This window comes from Nocardia acidivorans NBRC 108247 (genome assembly GCF_001625085.1).
GTDB classification, from domain to species: Bacteria; Actinomycetota; Actinomycetes; order Mycobacteriales; family Mycobacteriaceae; genus Nocardia; species Nocardia acidivorans.
In genome coordinates this window covers 46,360-61,024 of the sequence record NZ_BDAW01000045.1, presented here as the reverse complement: position 1 = coordinate 61,024, position 14,665 = coordinate 46,360, and the positions used below count along the sequence as shown (strand labels likewise).

Here is a 14,665-nt window from a genome sequence, read left to right as displayed (position 1 = left end):
GGTTACTTCGGTTAACCCCTGGTGCACCTGATCGTCATCCGGCGACGCCACCATGATCGGGAATCGGGATGGAGAAGTTATCCCGGGCAGGCGTGAACTGGAGCAGTAGTGCGGTTGAAAAAAATTGTCGCGGCTGCGGGGGCAGCGGCGAGCGTTCTCATCACTGGAGTCGCATTGGGCAGCGGCACCGTTACGGCGGATCCCGGATGCCCGGTCCTGTACACCGTGGCCATCCCCGGCACCTGGGAGACCGGCCACGACAAGGCGCCCGGCCCGGGCATGCTGTCGCAGGTTACCAATGGGCTACCCGGCGAGGTGGACTACGTGACCTATGCGGCGACCGCTTTCCCTTGGGAGGGTGACGTTTACGGCGCCTCCAAGAAGGAAGCCACCGACAATGCCCGCGCCCTGGTTCAGGCCATGGGCGCGCGCTGCCCCGGAACCAAGATCGGCATCACCGGTTACAGCCAGGGCGCGGACGCCGCCGGCGATCTGGCCTCCGAGATCGGCAGCGGACTCGGCGTGGTGCCACCGGATCGCATTGCGGCCGTGGCGCTCATCTCCGATCCGCGTCGCTCGGTGACCGATGTCCAGGTCGGCCCGATCGCGCCCGGTGCGGGTGCGGGTGGGGCGCGCGTGGGCGGCTTCGGCTGGATCGCGGACAAGGTGCGCACCGTCTGCGCCGTCGGCGATCTGTACTGCTCCACCGAGGACACCGATTTCATCAGCCGCTTCGCCGGATTCCTGGCGCAGACGTCCGATCCGAACCCGGCGAACATGTGGCGCTACCAGCTCGAGGTCGGCGCGATCATCAATGATCTGATGGCACAGGGCGGTATCCCCACGCTGCAGTCGCAGCTCAGCGAGGGCGCGAATGAACAGCGTGCCAAGCAGTTCGAGCAGTTCTTCCGCACCGGACGGCACACCAGCTACGGCACCTACTCGGTCGGTGGCGGTCAGACCGCCCTGAGCTGGATGCACAACTGGCTGGCCAACGCCGCGTAACTCGGCGCGAACGACAACCGAAAGGCCGCTCCCGATACCTGCCGGGAGCGGCCTTTCGCGTTGGCGCGAGCCGACTCAGCCGCGGTGCGCGCTACCGCGTGGCAACAGGTCCCAGACGTGCCCGTTCTCGTTGACGGTGGCGACGGTGCGGCGGCCGGTGCGGGAGTAGAGGATCCGGGTGATCGAGCAGTAGTCGATCGGGAAGGTGAGCGGGCGTTCGAGCCCGAGCACATCCTGAAGCAGCACATTGATCACGCCGCCGTGTGCGAAGGCGACCACGGTATCGGTGTGTTCGGAATCGGCGGCGAGGGCGGCCGCGCTGTCCAGCACCCGGCCGACGAAGGCGTCGCGGTCGATCTGCTCGGGCAGGTATCCGGCTTTGATGCGGTCGTAGACGGCGCGGAACTCCTGCTGCGCGTCCTCGATCGGAATGTAGGCGGGCAGGTCGCGATCGTATTCGGCGAGCCCGTCGATGATCTCCGGTGTCAGACCGAGCTTCTCGGCGGTGGGCCGGGCGGTGTCGCGGGCGCGCAGCTGCGGGCTGCTCACCACGCGGGCGATGCGATGCTGGGCGAGAGCGGCGGGCACCCGGGCCGCCTGCTCGACCCCGATCTCGGTGAGATCGGGGTCCGCCGGACCGGTGAGCCCCTGGACGCGTCGCGGCTGGGCATGGCGGACGAGGATCAACTGCACGTCACCACTCTGCCGCACGCGATCTGCGGGTCTCGCCAGGGGTGAAGCCTTACTGTCCCTGGTTCTTCCTGCGGTTGGTCATCAGGTAGACGATGCCAAGCACCAGCGCGATGATGCCGATGCAGCAGACGGCCGCGAAGATCCAGAAGCCGCCGCCCTTCCTGGAGGACTTGTTCTTGGCGGCGTACTCCATGGTGGAGGTCCAGGTGTCCGGATTGGTCCACACGTGGTGGTCCAGCAGGTTGGCCTGGGTCATCAGGTCTAGGTAATGCATCGAAACACCATCCTCAACTGTCGGTCTGCCCCCTCCCCGGGGCCGCCTTCAAGGTTAACCGGCGGCCCCGGATCTGGGAGTCCACTGTGAATCGGCTGTAAATGCGGAAACGTTCACGAGATCGACAGATTGCTCCGATCCGGTTATCCAGTACGGGGTTTCACCAGCGGGAAGGGCAGGGTTTCGCGAATGCTGCGGCCGGTGATCAGCATGACCACGCGGTCCACGCCCACGCCGAGGCCACCGGTGGGCGGCATGGCGTGTTCCAGGGCCTGCAGGAAATCCTCATCGAGTTCCATCGCCTCGGGATCACCGCCCGCGGCCAGCATGGACTGTTCGGTGAGACGTTTGCGCTGCTCCACCGGATCGGTCAATTCGCTGTAGGCGGTACCCAATTCGACGCCCCACGCCACCAGATCCCAGCGTTCGGTGACCCCGGCGATATGCCGGTGCGCCCGCGTGAGCGGGGAGACCGAGGTGGGGAAGTCGATGTAGAAGGTGGGTTCCTCGGTGCTCGCCTCCACCAGGTGCTCGTACATTTCGAGGACGAGTTGTCCGGCGTCCCAGCCCAATTGCCACGGCACCCCGGCCTTGTCGCAGAGCAGCCGCAGGCGTTCGGTATCGGTCTCCGGGCCGATGGTCTCGCCGAGTTTGTCCGAGACCGCGCCGTGCACGGTCTTCACCGGCCATTCGCCGGAGATGTCCACCTCGGTGAGCGTGCCGTCCGGTCCGGGCCGCATGGCCACCATCTTCCCGTTGGCCGCGAGCGCGGCCTCCTGGATGAGCTGGCGGCAGGCATGCATCATGCGCTCGTAATCACTGTGCGCCTCATAGGCTTCCAGGATGGTGAACTCGGGATTGTGGCTGTAGTCCACGCCTTCGTTGCGGAAGACGCGGCCGAGTTCGAAGACCTTCTCCATACCGCCGACGCAGAGTCGCTTGAGGTACAGCTCGGGTGCGATGCGCAGGTACAGATCGAGGTCGTAGGCATTGATATGGGTGGTGAACGGGGTGGCGTTGGCGCCGCCGTGCACCTGCTGCAGCACCGGTGTCTCGACCTCCAGGAATCCCCAGCCGTGCAAGGTGTCTCGCAGTGAGCGCACCACGGCGCTGCGTTTGGCCATCATCTCGCGGATATCGGTGTTGATGGCCATGTCGACGTAGCGCTGGCGCACCCGCGCCTCGGGATCGGCCAGGCCCTTCCACTTGTCGGGCAGGGGGTGCAGGCATTTTCCGATCATGCGCCAGTCGGCGGCGAGCAGGGATAGTTCACCGCTGCGGCTGCGCCCGATCTGTCCGCTGACCTCGATGAGGTCGCCGAGGTCGAAGAATTCGTCGAAGGCGGCGCTGCGCTCCGCGCCCACCCGGCCGCGGTCGATGACCAGTTGGATCTCCCCGGACCAGTCGCGCAGCACGGCGAAGCTGACCCCGCCGTAATCGCGAATCCGCAAGAGCCGCCCGCAGACTCGCACCGTGGTGCCCTGCGGTGAGCGGCGCGCGGCGGCGACGGTATGGGTCGGCGGGTACGCGACCGGATAGGCGTCCACCCCGGAGTCGGTGAGTTTGCGCAGTTTGTCCATGCGCACCCGCACCTGTTCGGGGCGGCGCGGTCCGGATTCGTCGTACTCCTCCGGCGGCAGGTCGGGCATACTGCCGTCGGCGTGCAGTCCGGTCATGGTGTCCGGCACCGAGGAACGCAGACCGGTATGCGCGGTCGGGTTCTGCTCCTTGCCGATTCGCGGCAGGAAGCCCTCGGCGAGAGCGCTCGCGATGGCCACCCGCGGCAGCTGCCGGCGCTCCTCGAAGAGGGAGAAGCGCGGCACCCAAACCGGTTGGTACTTCACATTCGAGCGGTACAGCGCCTCCAGCTGATACCAGCGCGAGAAGAACATGAGCACCGAACGCCACAGGCGCAGTACGGGTCCCGCGCCGATCCGGCTGCCCTCCTCGAAGACCGCGCGGAAGACCGCGAAGTTCAACGAGATTCGGGTGATGCCGTACTGCTCGGAGGTGAGCGCCAGTTTGGAGATCATCAATTCCATGACGCCGTTGGGGCTGCGGCGATCCCGGCGCATCAGATCCAGCGAGACGCCGGTGCGGCCCCACGGCACCAGCGACAGCATGCCGAGCACGCGTTCGTTCGAGTCGATCGCCTCGACCAGCAGGCAGTCGCCGTCGAGCGGATCGCCGAGCCGGTCCAGGGCCATGGAGAAGCCGCGTTCGGTCTCGGTATCGCGCCAGGCCTCGGCGCGCTCGGTGACCTCGGCCATTTCCTCGGCGGGTATCTCCTTGTGCCGGCGTACGCGAACGGTGATGCCCTGCTTGGCAAGTCGGTTCACGGCCTGGCGGACCTGTTTCATCTCCGCGCCCGCGAGCGAGAAGGTGCGGGTCTCCAGAATGGCCTCGTCGCCCAGGCGCAGCGCGGAGAGTCCGGCGCGGCGGTAGGCGGTCGCGCCGAGCTCGCTCGCGCCCATCACCGCGGGCGCCCAACCGTATTGGTCGGCCAGCCGCAGCCAGGCGTCGATGGCGTGTGGCCAGGCTTCCTTCTTGCCGATGGGATCGCCGGAGGCCAGGCAGACGCCGAGTTCCACGCGATAGGTGACGGCGGCCTTACCGCTGGGCGCGAAGACCACGGCCTTGTCGCGCCGGGTCGCGAAGTATCCGAGCGAATCCTCCACATCGGAGCGTTCGATGAGCCCGCGAATGGCGGATTCGTCCAGCCCGGTGAGCGCGTTGGTGGCGCGCTGGGATCGGAACAGCACCATCACCGCGGCCAGCAGCGCCATGGCGCCGAACAGGCCGAGCAGCAGGTTCACCAGATGCGACGGATGTCCGTCGAAATCCTCATTGCTGACCAGGATGGCGGCGGTCACCCGGGAAACGGCCCACAGCGGCCGCTGTTCGTCCTCGGGCAGGCTGCCGGGGAACAATTCCACCAGACCCCAGCCGACCCCGCACCCGAGAGCCAGGCCGCCGATCAGTACGCCGAGCGAGCGCAGGACGGTGCCGCTGCGCACCCGGGTGTAGAACTCGGACCAGGCCGCGATCAGCACGGTCATCACACCGAGGTGGACGACCAGGGCGACGAGCGCGTTGAGATCGCTCTCGGCGGCGAAGTCCAGGGCGTTGGCCAGCGCGTACGCGGCCATATAGCCGAACAGTAGCCACCAGGCGATGCGCTTGCGGCTGGCGGTCGCGCCCGCGAGCAATCCGACCACCAGCGCCCACACCAGCGAGGTGTCGGGCGCGTCGAAGTAATAGGTGTCGACGTAGTGCCGCAGCCCCGACGTCAGATACCGCAGACCGGGCGAAATACTCCACATGGCGCACAGAACCGCGAAGACGCCCAGGACCAGCCCCGCGACGTGCGGGACTTCCCGGAGTCGCCCGTGGCCGCGATGCGGCACCTCGGGCGACGGCGCGTCGGGTCTGTGTTCGAGTTCCCGGTGCTGCCGGTCCTGCGTCGAAGTCACCGCACCAGTGTGTATGTTGCGCTCGCCCATGTGCACTCGGAACCCGGTTCGTGTCTCGTTGCGGGCCCCTTACCGGTTGGTTGCGGGGGTGATATTTGGTGTCCTGGAACCGCCGGGTGAGGATGTATCCATGTCGGATCCAGTCGATGTGCCGATCGAAGACGATGTCATTCGGCTCGGCCAATTCCTGAAGCTGGCGAACCTCATCGATTCCGGTTCGGAAGCCAAACAAGTCATCGCCGAGGGCCTGGTGCGGGTGAATGACGAGGTGGAGCTGCGTCGCGGGCGTCAGCTCAGCGCCGGGGACGTCATCACCCTCGCCGGTCACAAGGTCCGCGTGGCCAACGGCTGAACCCACCCGCCGAGCGCCTCGGCGCGACCTGCCCGGCGCGTACGGCCGGGCAGGTGAACGGCACCGCTGAGCATCTCCCCGAGTCTTTGGAGAGTCCGGCGAATCAGTCCTCGGCGCGGACGACGACCCCGTCGTGATCGCTGTAGAGCATGTCCCCGGGGACGAACTTCACACCGCCGAATTCGACCGGCACATCCTTCTCACCGGATCCGGTCTGGGTGCTCTTGCGCGGGTTGGTGCCCAGCGCCTTCACACCGATGTCCAGGGTGCGCAGGATCGCCGAATCCCGTACCGCGCCATGGACGATCACGCCGGACCAGCCGTTGTCCACACCGCGCCCGGCGATGATGTCGCCGACCAGGGCGGTGTGCACGCTGCCGCCACCGTCCACGACCAGCACCCGGCCCTCGCCCGGCTCGCCGAGGGTCTGCTTCACCAGCAGGTTGTCCTGGAAGCAGCGAATGGTCACGATGCGGCCCGCGAAGGCTTCCCGGCCGCCGAATTGAATGAACTGGGTATCACAGCTGCGGATTTCGGGGCCGATCTCATCGGCCAGGTCGGCAGTCGCGACGAAGTTTGCTGATTCGGTCACCCGCCTATCTTGTCAGGGCGAAAATACGCAAATCGCGCGCGGTGCGGTTGCGGTAGGCGGTGTACGCCCGCGTGGTCTCCTCGAAGCGGGCGAAGATCTCCGCCTTGCGCGCCTCGTCCTGAACCAGGGCCGCCCGCACCGGAATCCGCTCGCCCGCGATGGTGACCTCGCCGGTGGGATCGGCCAGCAGGTTCCCGGTCCAGGCGGGATGCTGCGCCTGTCCGAAATTACTGCCGATGACATACAGCGTGTCGCCGTCGTGCACGTACAGCAGCGGGGTGGTGCGCGGCTGCCCGGATTTGCGGCCGACGGTGGTGAGCAGGATGACCGGTGCGCCGATCGGGCCCAGCACGGTGTATTTGCCGCCGGTGCGCTCGAGCAGCCGCCGATCCAGCGGCGTGAGTGTGCGGGTCGCCAGCGATCCGAGTTTCGTCGCGGCGAACGAACTGACAACGCGGGACAGGAGATTGGTGCGCGAACCCCAGATGCGGTCCGGAAACTGCTCGGTCATGTCCGGGAACTGTAGTGCCCGGCGGCGCGCCCTGTCCGCCCCCGCGGTGCCCGCACGGCCTCGTCAGCGCTGTTCCATGCGGGTAATTGGGTACGTCCGTGCCGACTCACGGGCGCATACTGAATCCAAGTGGCATCCACCCGGGGAGGACAGGTTGTCATGGGTCGTGCGGAGGGCATGAGGTTGGAGTCTGCGATCGAGTCGGACGCTGTCGGCGAGACCCGCTCGCTGCTGACAGCGGTCGCGGCGCGCTTCGCGGCCGTATGGGAGGCGGCGGGCAGCCCGCCCGCCCTGCGCGAATTCCTGCCGGAGGACGCGCAATTCCGGCGATTGTGCCTGATCGAGCTGATCAAGGTGGATCTGGAATACCGCTGGATCCGGTACGACTTTCCCAAACGCCTGGCCGAATACCGCCTGGAATTCGATGAACTGCGCTCCGGCCCGTTGCCGCCCGACCTGGCCTACGAGGAGTTCCACGCCCTGCGGCGCTCGGGCCGCGGTATCGACGAGAGCGGTTTTCCGACCGAGGCCGCACCCACCGAGGCCGCCTGGGGGGAACGCGACTATCGCAGCACCCTGATCGCCCGCCCGCGTGCCCGCGCGGCCCTGGACGGTATCGAGGTGGGGGATCGGGTGGACGATTTCGACCTGCTCGTCGAATTGGGCGCGGGCGCCTTCGCCCGGGTCTTCCTGGCCCGGCAGCGCTCCATGCAGCGTCTGGTCGCGGTGAAGGTCTCGCAGAATCACGGCACCGAATCCGAGACCCTCGCCCAGCTGGATCACGAGAACATCGTGCGCGTCTTCGACCAGCGGTTGATGGATGAGCGCGAACTCAAGCTCATGTACATGCAGTACCTGCCGGGCGGCACGCTGTCGAAGGTGCTGAGCCTGGTGCGGGCGCGCCCGGTCGAGCAGCGCGACGGCGGTCTGCTGCTGGAGGCCGTCGATTCGGCCATGCGGGACAAGGGCGGTCTGGTCCCGAGTGAATCCGCCACCCGCACCGCCATCGCCGCGCAGACCTGGCCGGAGACGGTCGCCTGGCTGGGCAGTCGCCTGGCCCGCGCCCTGGACTATTCGGCGGAGAACGGGGTGCTGCACCGCGATATCAAGCCCGCCAATGTCCTGCTCACCGCGGACGGCATCCCCAAACTGGCCGATTTCAATATCAGTTTCAGCCTGCACGTGGCGGGCACCAGTCCGCTGGCGTACTTCGGCGGTTCGCTGGCCTATATGTCACCGGAGCAATTGTCCGCCTGCCACCCGCAATTGCCGGATACCGCCGAGGAATTGGACGGCCGCAGCGATATCTTCGCGCTCGGCGTGGTGCTGTGGGAGCTGCTCACCGGACAGCGGCCCTTCGACGACGAGACCCGCGCGGGCGATTCGGAATCCTCCCTCGAACGCATGCTGCGCATCCGTCAGCGCGAGATCGATCCGCGCTTTCTGGAGCAGTTGCCGCCGGACTGTCCGCCGACCCTGCGCCGCGTCCTGCTGAAATGTCTTGCCCCGCACCGCAATGACCGCTGGTCCGATGGTGCGGCGCTGGCGCAGCAATTGGATCTGTGCCTGGACCACCGCGCCCGCGATCTGGTGGACCCGCCGCGAAACAGCCTGCGCGCCAGGGTCGGACCGTGGTCCCTGGTGCTGTTGGTGACGGCCGCGAGTTTCCTGGGCGACTTCCTCGGCATGCTGTACGCGAATCTGCACAACGGGCCGCTCTGGGATATCTGGTTCACCGAGACCGAACGGCGGCACCTACAGGCGGTGGGCGCGGGGCTGGCACTGTTCAGCACGCCCGCGGCCATCGTCGTCACGAATTACCTGTGCCGCCGGGCCTTCCTGGTGTGGCGCGGGCTGCGCAAGGGCCGCAGCTACGATTCCGAGACGCTGGGGCGGGCACGCCGCGACACCCTCATCGCCGGTGACCGGGTGGCGCTGCTGGCCTTCCTGTGGTGGGTGGTCTCGGCGATCGTGGCGATGATCTCGCTGCTGGTCTACACCGACCTGTCGATGGGCAGGCTGGTGAATCTGACCGCGACACTGCTGGTTTCGGGTGCGGTGGCGGTCGCGTACCCGTTCTTCCTGGTGACCTTCTTCGTGGTGCGCGGGTTCTATCCGCGCCTGCTCACGCACGGTGAGACCGCCGGTGATGAGGCCGCCCTGCGCGCACTGGGCCGCCGCTGCACCCGCTATCTGGCGGTGGCCGTGGCGATTCCACTGATCGGCGTGGTCACCAGTCTGCTGTTCCTGACCCCGCACGAGGTATCCCTGGCCATCGGCCCGATCAAATGGCTGTGCCTGGCCGGTGTGCTCGGATTCCTCGGCGACTATTGGCTTTTCCGGCAGTTGGAGGCGGATCTGCGCGCGTTCGAACGCGCCATCTCCATTCGCTCCGATTTCCGGTGAGCCACGGCCTTCGGGTGAGTCACGGCCTTCGGGTGAGTCACAGCCTCAGGTGAGCCACAGCCTCAGGTGAGCCACAGCGAGGCGAACAGCAGCAGCCAGGCCCCGCCCGCCGCCAACCCGGCGATGGCGAAGCCCTTGTCCTCGCGTTTGGGATCGATGGCGAGCGCGGCCGCACCGAGCGCGACGGCCGGAATCGCGGTGATGCCGCAGATGAATCCGAAGACGCCGAGCACGAATGCGGTGAGCCCCATGCCATTCCACTGCGTTTGCCTGTGCTGCCGATAGAACATCGGCGCGTTCGCGGGCACCGTCGGCATACCGGGCACGGGCGGCATGGGTCGCACCACGGGCAGCCCCTGCAATACGGCGTCGAGGTCGGCGAAGGTGCGGGCGTTGAAGGTCAACCCTATTCGCTCGGAGAGTTCGTCGGCAGTGATGCGGCCGTCGCGGAAACACTGATTGAGGCCCTCGATCACGCGTTCCCGGTCGGCATCGCTCGCTCGCAGATGTGCGGGATTCCAGTGCGGTTGCATGCGGTTCTCCATCGAACCCGAAGCGGTACAGGTCTTCTCGACGAGCGTATGCCGATGCCGGTCGAGTGGACCGCAATCGAGACCGGAACCACAGCGAATGCTCAGGCTCGGCCGCGCCGCTGCTCGTAGGCGTGCCGATCGGCGGCGTCGCGGGCGCGCTTATCGGTGTCGGCGAGTGCCGGATCGAATCCGTGCCTGATGAGTTTTATTGCGCCGGAACACATAGGTGAGGGCGACGGTGAAGTAGATGAGCGGCGGATACAGCAGCGCCATCATGGCCAATCCCATCCGGAGCGGACCGGGAATCAGCAGGAACAGACAGAGCACCGGAATGATCGGCACGAGAATGCGCAGCAGATAGCGGCGGGTGGCGCCGGGACCGATGAGGTCATCGCGCACCCACTCCGACATCGACGGCAGGGTGCGGCCGCAGATATAGCCGATGCGCTGCGCGAGGGCCGGTGTGGTGCGTTCGGGCATATGCCCAGCATTTCCGCGGGGATCGGCCGGAACAATGTCGGGGGCCGGCGGCGCTGACGACCCCGGCGGTCTCAGGCGCTGGTGCGTTCGGTGTGGAATGCGGCGACCTGGGTCACCAGGTTGTGCGTGGAGCTCTTCACGGCGAGTTTCACGAACGGTTCGATGGTCTTGCCGAGTAGTTTTCCGGCGATGCCGCCGGGCACCCGATAGTCGACGATCGCGTCGATGGTGCAGGATTCCTCGCCCTTGTCGTGGAAGAGGAAGGTGGATTCGATCTCGAAGCCCTTGATGGACCGCACGCCGATGGCGTAGCCGGGTTCGTGCCGCACGATCTTGATGGTGGAGTGCAGTTTCACCGGGCCGAGTCCGATGGTGCCGTCGAAGGTGGCGTCGACGCCTTCGGTCTGCGCGGTGAGCGGTTCGAAATCGGTGATCTCATTGATGAATTTCGGCAGATGCCGGTAATCGTTGACATAGGCGAAGGCCGATTCGGCCGAGGCGGCGCAATCCGCGACGATCTTGACTTCGGTCATGCGCACGACAGTAACGGGTTCCAATTCCATGCGCAGATCATGAGGTGAGCGCCACAATTGGCGACGGTGGGCCAATTCCTACGCGGTGACCGCCAGCGTCCCGGCTACACCGAATACCACCGACATCAGCAGGACTTCGACAATCGCACGGCGCAAAGAGGATTCCGCGTCCATTCGATGATCGGTGGCCAGCGGCACCCAACTGCGCCGCCACCACCAGCCCATGGCCAGCAGAGCGATGAGGATCACGGTCTTCGCGAGCAGAATGCGGCCGTATCCGGTGCTGACGAATTCGGTGAGACCGCCGACCCTAACCAGACCGTTCACAATTCCGGTGACCGTCACGATCGCGGCCAGCGGCAGCGCCCAGCGCGAATAGCGGGGGAGCAGCACCGCCCATTCACCGCGGGTGCGGACGGTCAGCGCCAGCGCCAGCAGCACCCCGAACCAGGCCGAGGCGGCCAGGGCGTGTACCGCGCCCAGCACCGAACCGAACATCTGCTGCGACATATGCCCGGTGATCGGGCGTAGCGCGAGGGTGACCGCGGTGAACACCAGCACCAGATCCGCCGTCACCCGATCCGGATTGCGGAAACCGAAGGCGCTGTAGATCGCGACCGCGCCGCTGCCGATGAGCAGTGCGATACCGATCTGACCGCCGCTCACCGTGGTGAGGTAATCGCCGAACTGTCCGGCCCCCAGCTTCGCGAGCGGAATCCCCTGTACCTCGGAGGCTTCCAGGGCGAGCATGGCGAACTCCAGCACCGCCCAGATCCCGGCGACAATGGTGAGCAGTTGCCACGGTGGGGCCAGCCGCTCGGAAAGCCTGGGCAGCGCGGCGGATCCGAGCACGGTCGCGCCCGCCAGGTCCGCGAGCGCCCGCACCCACGCCTCCGCCTGGACGGGATCGCTCGCGGCCAGTGCCCAGGCCAGTGCCGCACCGCCCGAGCCGAGCGGAACGACCAGCAGCAGTAGCCATCTGGATGAGCTGCTGCCGCCGGTCGTGCCCCGCTCACGGCGACGATCGGTGCGGTCGGACCGGCTCACTTGCGCTGCTTGCCCCGCCCGCCCAGCAGTGCGAAGGCGAGCCCGCCGCCGAACAGCACCACCGCGCCCGCGACGAACACCCAGAGCGGGACGCCGCCGTCGCCGGAGCCACCCGATTTGGCCGAGGAGTCGGCCTTGGGACCGGGAGTTCCGGTGCCCGCCTTGGTGAGGGTGAAGGTGCGGGTGCCGCTGACCGGATGGCCATCCGCGGAGGTGACCCGGTACGCGATCTTGTAAGCGCCGACCGGACCCAGTTCGCCGACCTCGATGCTGACGGTCGGGCCCTCCACCTTGGGCTGGCCCTTGGACCAGAGGTTGCCGTCCGGACCGGTGACCGTCATGGACGGATAGCCGGCCTGTAGATCCTCGTTGAAGGTGACGCTGGCGCGCGCGGGGGAGACCTCGATCTGCGCGCCGTTCTCCGGGCTGGAGCCGATGGCGGCCGAATGCGCATTGGCCACACCGCCGCCCAGCAGGGCGAAACCGGTGATGAACAGGCCGGTCAGGATACCGGCGAAGAGCTTGCGGCTCATGACTTCCGGCTCCGCAGCACGCTGCCCAGACCCAGGGCCGCACCGAGGGCGCCGAGCACCAAGCCGATACCGCCGAGCCAGCGGGCGGTGTCGTCGGTGTCCTTGCTCGCCTTGGCCTCGGTGGTGGTCGCGGCGTGATCGTCATCGCCGCCACCGGCCGCCAGGGTCAGGGCCGGGGCGGGGTGCTCCGGCTCGCTGCCATCGGAATTGTCCTGCTGATCCCAGACCACGACCTTGCCGTCGCTGTAGGTCTGGGCGGCGGGGAAGGTGACCTTCTCCTGTTTGGGCAGCGCGACCGAGAGGACGAAGCGCTGGAACTGACCGGGCGCCACCCCGGCATTGCCGGGATCGGCGGTCCAGGTGACGGTGACGGCCTCGCCCTTGTCGTTCTTGTCGACCTTGGACGACCAGCCCGGCAGGGGTTCGGTGCGCGCGCTCTTCAAATTCGGCAGCGCGACACTGACTTTGGTGGTGGATGCGGTATCGGATTCGGTGGGCACCTTGAAGGTGGCGACCGCGTAGCCGCCCTGGGACGCGCCGGGCGCGTCGACGGTGACGTGCGCGGACGCGATGCCCGTGCCGAACAGCGTCAGGGTGGCGGCCGCCGCGACCGCGCCGAACGCGCGGGAGGGGGAGATGTGCATGGGTGAATGGCCTCTTCTGGCAAAGGGTTACGGATTTCGCGAATCACACCGTGACCGGTGGCGCCCGAGAACCCTTCGCGCCCAGCGTCAACCGCTGTTCGACCTCGGCCGCGATGGCGGCCCAGCGTCCGATCCGCCGCACGACCCGTACCGCGGGGCGGGTGAGCACCGCCCGAACCGCCTGGGACACAAGCAGATACAGGCGTTCGGCGATCAGAATCAGCACCGCGAACAGTACGGCGGCCCCGGCATGCGCCGCGGCCATGACGCCGTCGTTCACGAAATCGCCTGCCGCTGAGACGTGTCCGGAGTGCGCCATGCCGCTCAGGGCGACGTGGCAGACCGGCTGACCCAGCGCCATGAGAACAGGCAGTACGAGGGGCGAGTGCGATACCGCCGTGATCGCCCCGATGGCCGCGGTGGCGACCAGCAGCAGGGTCAGCCCCGCCGAATCCGGATAACCGCCACCCGCGACACCGTGCGCGCCCACGGCGAGCACCGCCATGGCGACAGCCGCCAGCGCCCCGCGCAACCGCCCACCGTCATCCCGTCGCGACCGCCCACCGTCATCCTGGCGCGACCGCCCACTGCCATCCTGGCGCGACCGCCCACTGCCATCCTGGCGCGACTGCCCACCGTCATCCTGGCGCGACCGCCCACTGTCACCCTGGCGCGACCGCCCACTGCCATCCTGGCGCGACCGCCCACTGTCACCCTGGCGCGACCGCCCACCGTCATCCTGGCGCGACCGCCCACTGTCACCCTGGCGCGACCGCCCACCGTCATCCTGGCGCGACCGCCCACTGCCACCCCGGCGTGCTTGTGGCCGGGATCCACACCCGCTGTACTCCAGCGGTTTTCGTCGCATCCCGGCCGAAGGCGCGCCGGAATGCCGGGGCGGCCTGGTCATTTCGAGCTCGGCACGGGACGCTGCTCAGTTCACGCCGAGGCGTGCGAGCACATCGGCTTCGATACCGGAGAGCTCGTTGGAAATGGAGGCGTGCACGGCGCGCCGGCGCTGCACCGGCATCTGCGAGGCGGTGCGAATGGCCGCGGACAGCGATTCCAGCCGGTCGCGGGTGGCGGCGGTGAACTTGGCGGTTTCGCCGTCCTTGGGATTCTTGCGCTCCAGATCGGCGAGTGTGGACTCCACATTCGCCAGTCGCGCCTGCAATTTCGCACCGGGCCCGGCGAATTCGCCGAGCTGGTTCACGCCCACACCCAACTGCTGTGCCCGCCGGGTATCCAACTGCGCCCGCAGCATGGTCGCGCCCCGATAGGCGAGCGGCGCGAGCACCGGCACCAGAATCCGCGCCACACCCAGGTACTTGCGCACCGAGGCCACGCTGAACGGATCCCGCTCGGCCTTGGCCGCCAACTTCAGCGCGGCCTTCTCCTCGGCCTGCAATTTGGCGATCTCGGCCTGCGCGACCTTCTTCTGGGTGCGCGCCTCACCACGATGCTTCTTACGCTCGTTCTTGGCGCCCAGCTTGGCCTCCATAGCGGCCTTATGCTTCAACGCCTTGGCCTCGGCCCGCCGACTGACCTTCTTCTTGCGCTTGGTGAACAACCCCATAGATGGCCTCCGT

General features: G+C 67.4%; 16 protein-coding genes. 3 read left to right on the top strand and 13 right to left on the bottom strand.

Annotated features, from left to right (window positions below):
* Positions 1–114 precede the first annotated feature (114 nt).
* Positions 115–1,005: a cutinase family protein gene (locus NA10_RS23525; RefSeq protein ID WP_067571545.1), complete on the top strand. Its 891-nt coding sequence runs from the start codon at positions 115–117 to the stop codon at positions 1,003–1,005.
* A gap of 75 nt (positions 1,006–1,080) precedes the next feature.
* On the opposite strand, the gene NA10_RS23520 is transcribed toward NA10_RS23525, so the two are convergent.
* From NA10_RS23520 to lysX, 3 genes are all read right to left on the bottom strand, one after another.
* Positions 1,081–1,698 (bottom strand): histidine phosphatase family protein, encoded by a 618-nt coding sequence (locus NA10_RS23520; protein ID WP_067571543.1) that lies wholly within the window; start codon positions 1,696–1,698, stop codon positions 1,081–1,083.
* A 49-nt stretch (positions 1,699–1,747) separates the two neighbouring features.
* Positions 1,748–1,972, bottom strand: coding sequence for a hypothetical protein (locus NA10_RS23515; RefSeq protein ID WP_157556700.1), 225 nt, complete (start codon positions 1,970–1,972; stop codon positions 1,748–1,750).
* Positions 1,973–2,115: 143 nt separating this feature from the next.
* Entirely contained in the window at positions 2,116–5,445 is a 3,330-nt protein-coding gene (gene lysX / locus NA10_RS23510; RefSeq protein WP_067571570.1) for a bifunctional lysylphosphatidylglycerol synthetase/lysine--tRNA ligase LysX, read from the bottom strand.
* A 130-nt stretch (positions 5,446–5,575) separates the two neighbouring features.
* Between lysX and NA10_RS23505 the strand changes: the two genes are divergently transcribed.
* On the top strand, positions 5,576–5,797 hold the full coding sequence (locus NA10_RS23505; RefSeq protein WP_067571539.1) for an RNA-binding S4 domain-containing protein: 222 nt from the start codon (positions 5,576–5,578) through the stop codon (positions 5,795–5,797).
* 103 nt (positions 5,798–5,900) lie between these two features.
* Here NA10_RS23505 and rraA read toward each other — a convergent pair whose 3' ends face one another.
* Positions 5,901–6,389 (bottom strand): ribonuclease E activity regulator RraA, encoded by a 489-nt coding sequence (gene rraA / locus NA10_RS23500; protein WP_067571537.1) that lies wholly within the window; start codon positions 6,387–6,389, stop codon positions 5,901–5,903.
* 4 nt (positions 6,390–6,393) lie between these two features.
* A complete protein-coding gene (locus tag NA10_RS23495) occupies positions 6,394–6,900 on the bottom strand; it encodes a nitroreductase family deazaflavin-dependent oxidoreductase (protein WP_067571535.1) in 507 nt (168 codons plus the stop codon).
* A 177-nt stretch (positions 6,901–7,077) separates the two neighbouring features.
* Between NA10_RS23495 and NA10_RS23490 the strand changes: the two genes are divergently transcribed.
* Positions 7,078–9,306 (top strand): serine/threonine-protein kinase, encoded by a 2,229-nt coding sequence (locus tag NA10_RS23490; protein WP_084515157.1) that lies wholly within the window; start codon positions 7,078–7,080, stop codon positions 9,304–9,306.
* Between the two features lie 62 nt (positions 9,307–9,368).
* Here the strand turns inward: NA10_RS23490 and NA10_RS23485 are convergent, their stop codons facing one another.
* The 8 genes from NA10_RS23485 to NA10_RS23450 form a co-directional block, all read right to left on the bottom strand.
* A complete protein-coding gene (locus NA10_RS23485; RefSeq protein ID WP_067571533.1) occupies positions 9,369–9,839 on the bottom strand; it encodes a DUF1707 SHOCT-like domain-containing protein in 471 nt (156 codons plus the stop codon).
* A gap of 159 nt (positions 9,840–9,998) precedes the next feature.
* A complete protein-coding gene (locus NA10_RS23480; RefSeq protein WP_307188413.1) occupies positions 9,999–10,319 on the bottom strand; it encodes a DUF5313 family protein in 321 nt (106 codons plus the stop codon).
* A gap of 71 nt (positions 10,320–10,390) precedes the next feature.
* Entirely contained in the window at positions 10,391–10,852 is a 462-nt protein-coding gene (locus tag NA10_RS23475; RefSeq protein ID WP_067571531.1) for an SRPBCC family protein, read from the bottom strand.
* A gap of 78 nt (positions 10,853–10,930) precedes the next feature.
* Positions 10,931–11,899 carry a CopD family protein gene (locus NA10_RS23470; RefSeq protein WP_067571529.1) on the bottom strand — a complete coding sequence of 323 codons (969 nt, stop codon included), beginning with the start codon at positions 11,897–11,899 and terminating at the stop codon, positions 10,931–10,933.
* Positions 11,896–12,432, bottom strand: a complete 537-nt coding sequence (locus NA10_RS23465; protein WP_067571527.1) for a copper resistance CopC family protein — start codon at positions 12,430–12,432, stop codon at positions 11,896–11,898. The genes NA10_RS23470 and NA10_RS23465 overlap by 4 nt, the downstream gene beginning before the upstream one ends.
* Positions 12,429–13,076, bottom strand: a complete 648-nt coding sequence (locus tag NA10_RS23460; protein ID WP_067571525.1) for a YcnI family copper-binding membrane protein — start codon at positions 13,074–13,076, stop codon at positions 12,429–12,431. The genes NA10_RS23465 and NA10_RS23460 overlap by 4 nt, the downstream gene beginning before the upstream one ends.
* A 43-nt stretch (positions 13,077–13,119) precedes the next feature.
* Positions 13,120–13,608: a hypothetical protein gene (locus tag NA10_RS23455; protein ID WP_157556699.1), complete on the bottom strand. Its 489-nt coding sequence runs from the start codon at positions 13,606–13,608 to the stop codon at positions 13,120–13,122.
* Positions 13,609–14,010: 402 nt separating this feature from the next.
* Positions 14,011–14,652 (bottom strand): DUF6474 family protein, encoded by a 642-nt coding sequence (locus NA10_RS23450; RefSeq protein WP_067571521.1) that lies wholly within the window; start codon positions 14,650–14,652, stop codon positions 14,011–14,013.
* Between the last annotated feature and the right edge of the window lie 13 nt (positions 14,653–14,665).

What these genes read in the sequence shown, in the direction of transcription:
- NA10_RS23490 (WP_084515157.1), top strand. Translation starts at nt 7,078, where the DNA reads ATGAGGTTGGAGTCTGCGATCGAGTCGGACGCTGTCGGCGAGACCCGC.
- NA10_RS23480 (WP_307188413.1), bottom strand. Translation starts at nt 10,319, where the DNA reads ATGCCCGAACGCACCACACCGGCCCTCGCGCAGCGCATCGGCTATATC.
- NA10_RS23460 (WP_067571525.1), bottom strand. Translation starts at nt 13,076, where the DNA reads ATGCACATCTCCCCCTCCCGCGCGTTCGGCGCGGTCGCGGCGGCCGCC.
- NA10_RS23485 (WP_067571533.1), bottom strand. Translation starts at nt 9,839, where the DNA reads ATGCAACCGCACTGGAATCCCGCACATCTGCGAGCGAGCGATGCCGAC.
- NA10_RS23515 (WP_157556700.1), bottom strand. Translation starts at nt 1,972, where the DNA reads ATGCATTACCTAGACCTGATGACCCAGGCCAACCTGCTGGACCACCAC.
- NA10_RS23465 (WP_067571527.1), bottom strand. Translation starts at nt 12,432, where the DNA reads ATGAGCCGCAAGCTCTTCGCCGGTATCCTGACCGGCCTGTTCATCACC.
- NA10_RS23475 (WP_067571531.1), bottom strand. Translation starts at nt 10,852, where the DNA reads ATGACCGAAGTCAAGATCGTCGCGGATTGCGCCGCCTCGGCCGAATCG.
- NA10_RS23495 (WP_067571535.1), bottom strand. Translation starts at nt 6,900, where the DNA reads ATGACCGAGCAGTTTCCGGACCGCATCTGGGGTTCGCGCACCAATCTC.
- NA10_RS23505 (WP_067571539.1), top strand. Translation starts at nt 5,576, where the DNA reads ATGTCGGATCCAGTCGATGTGCCGATCGAAGACGATGTCATTCGGCTC.
- NA10_RS23450 (WP_067571521.1), bottom strand. Translation starts at nt 14,652, where the DNA reads ATGGGGTTGTTCACCAAGCGCAAGAAGAAGGTCAGTCGGCGGGCCGAG.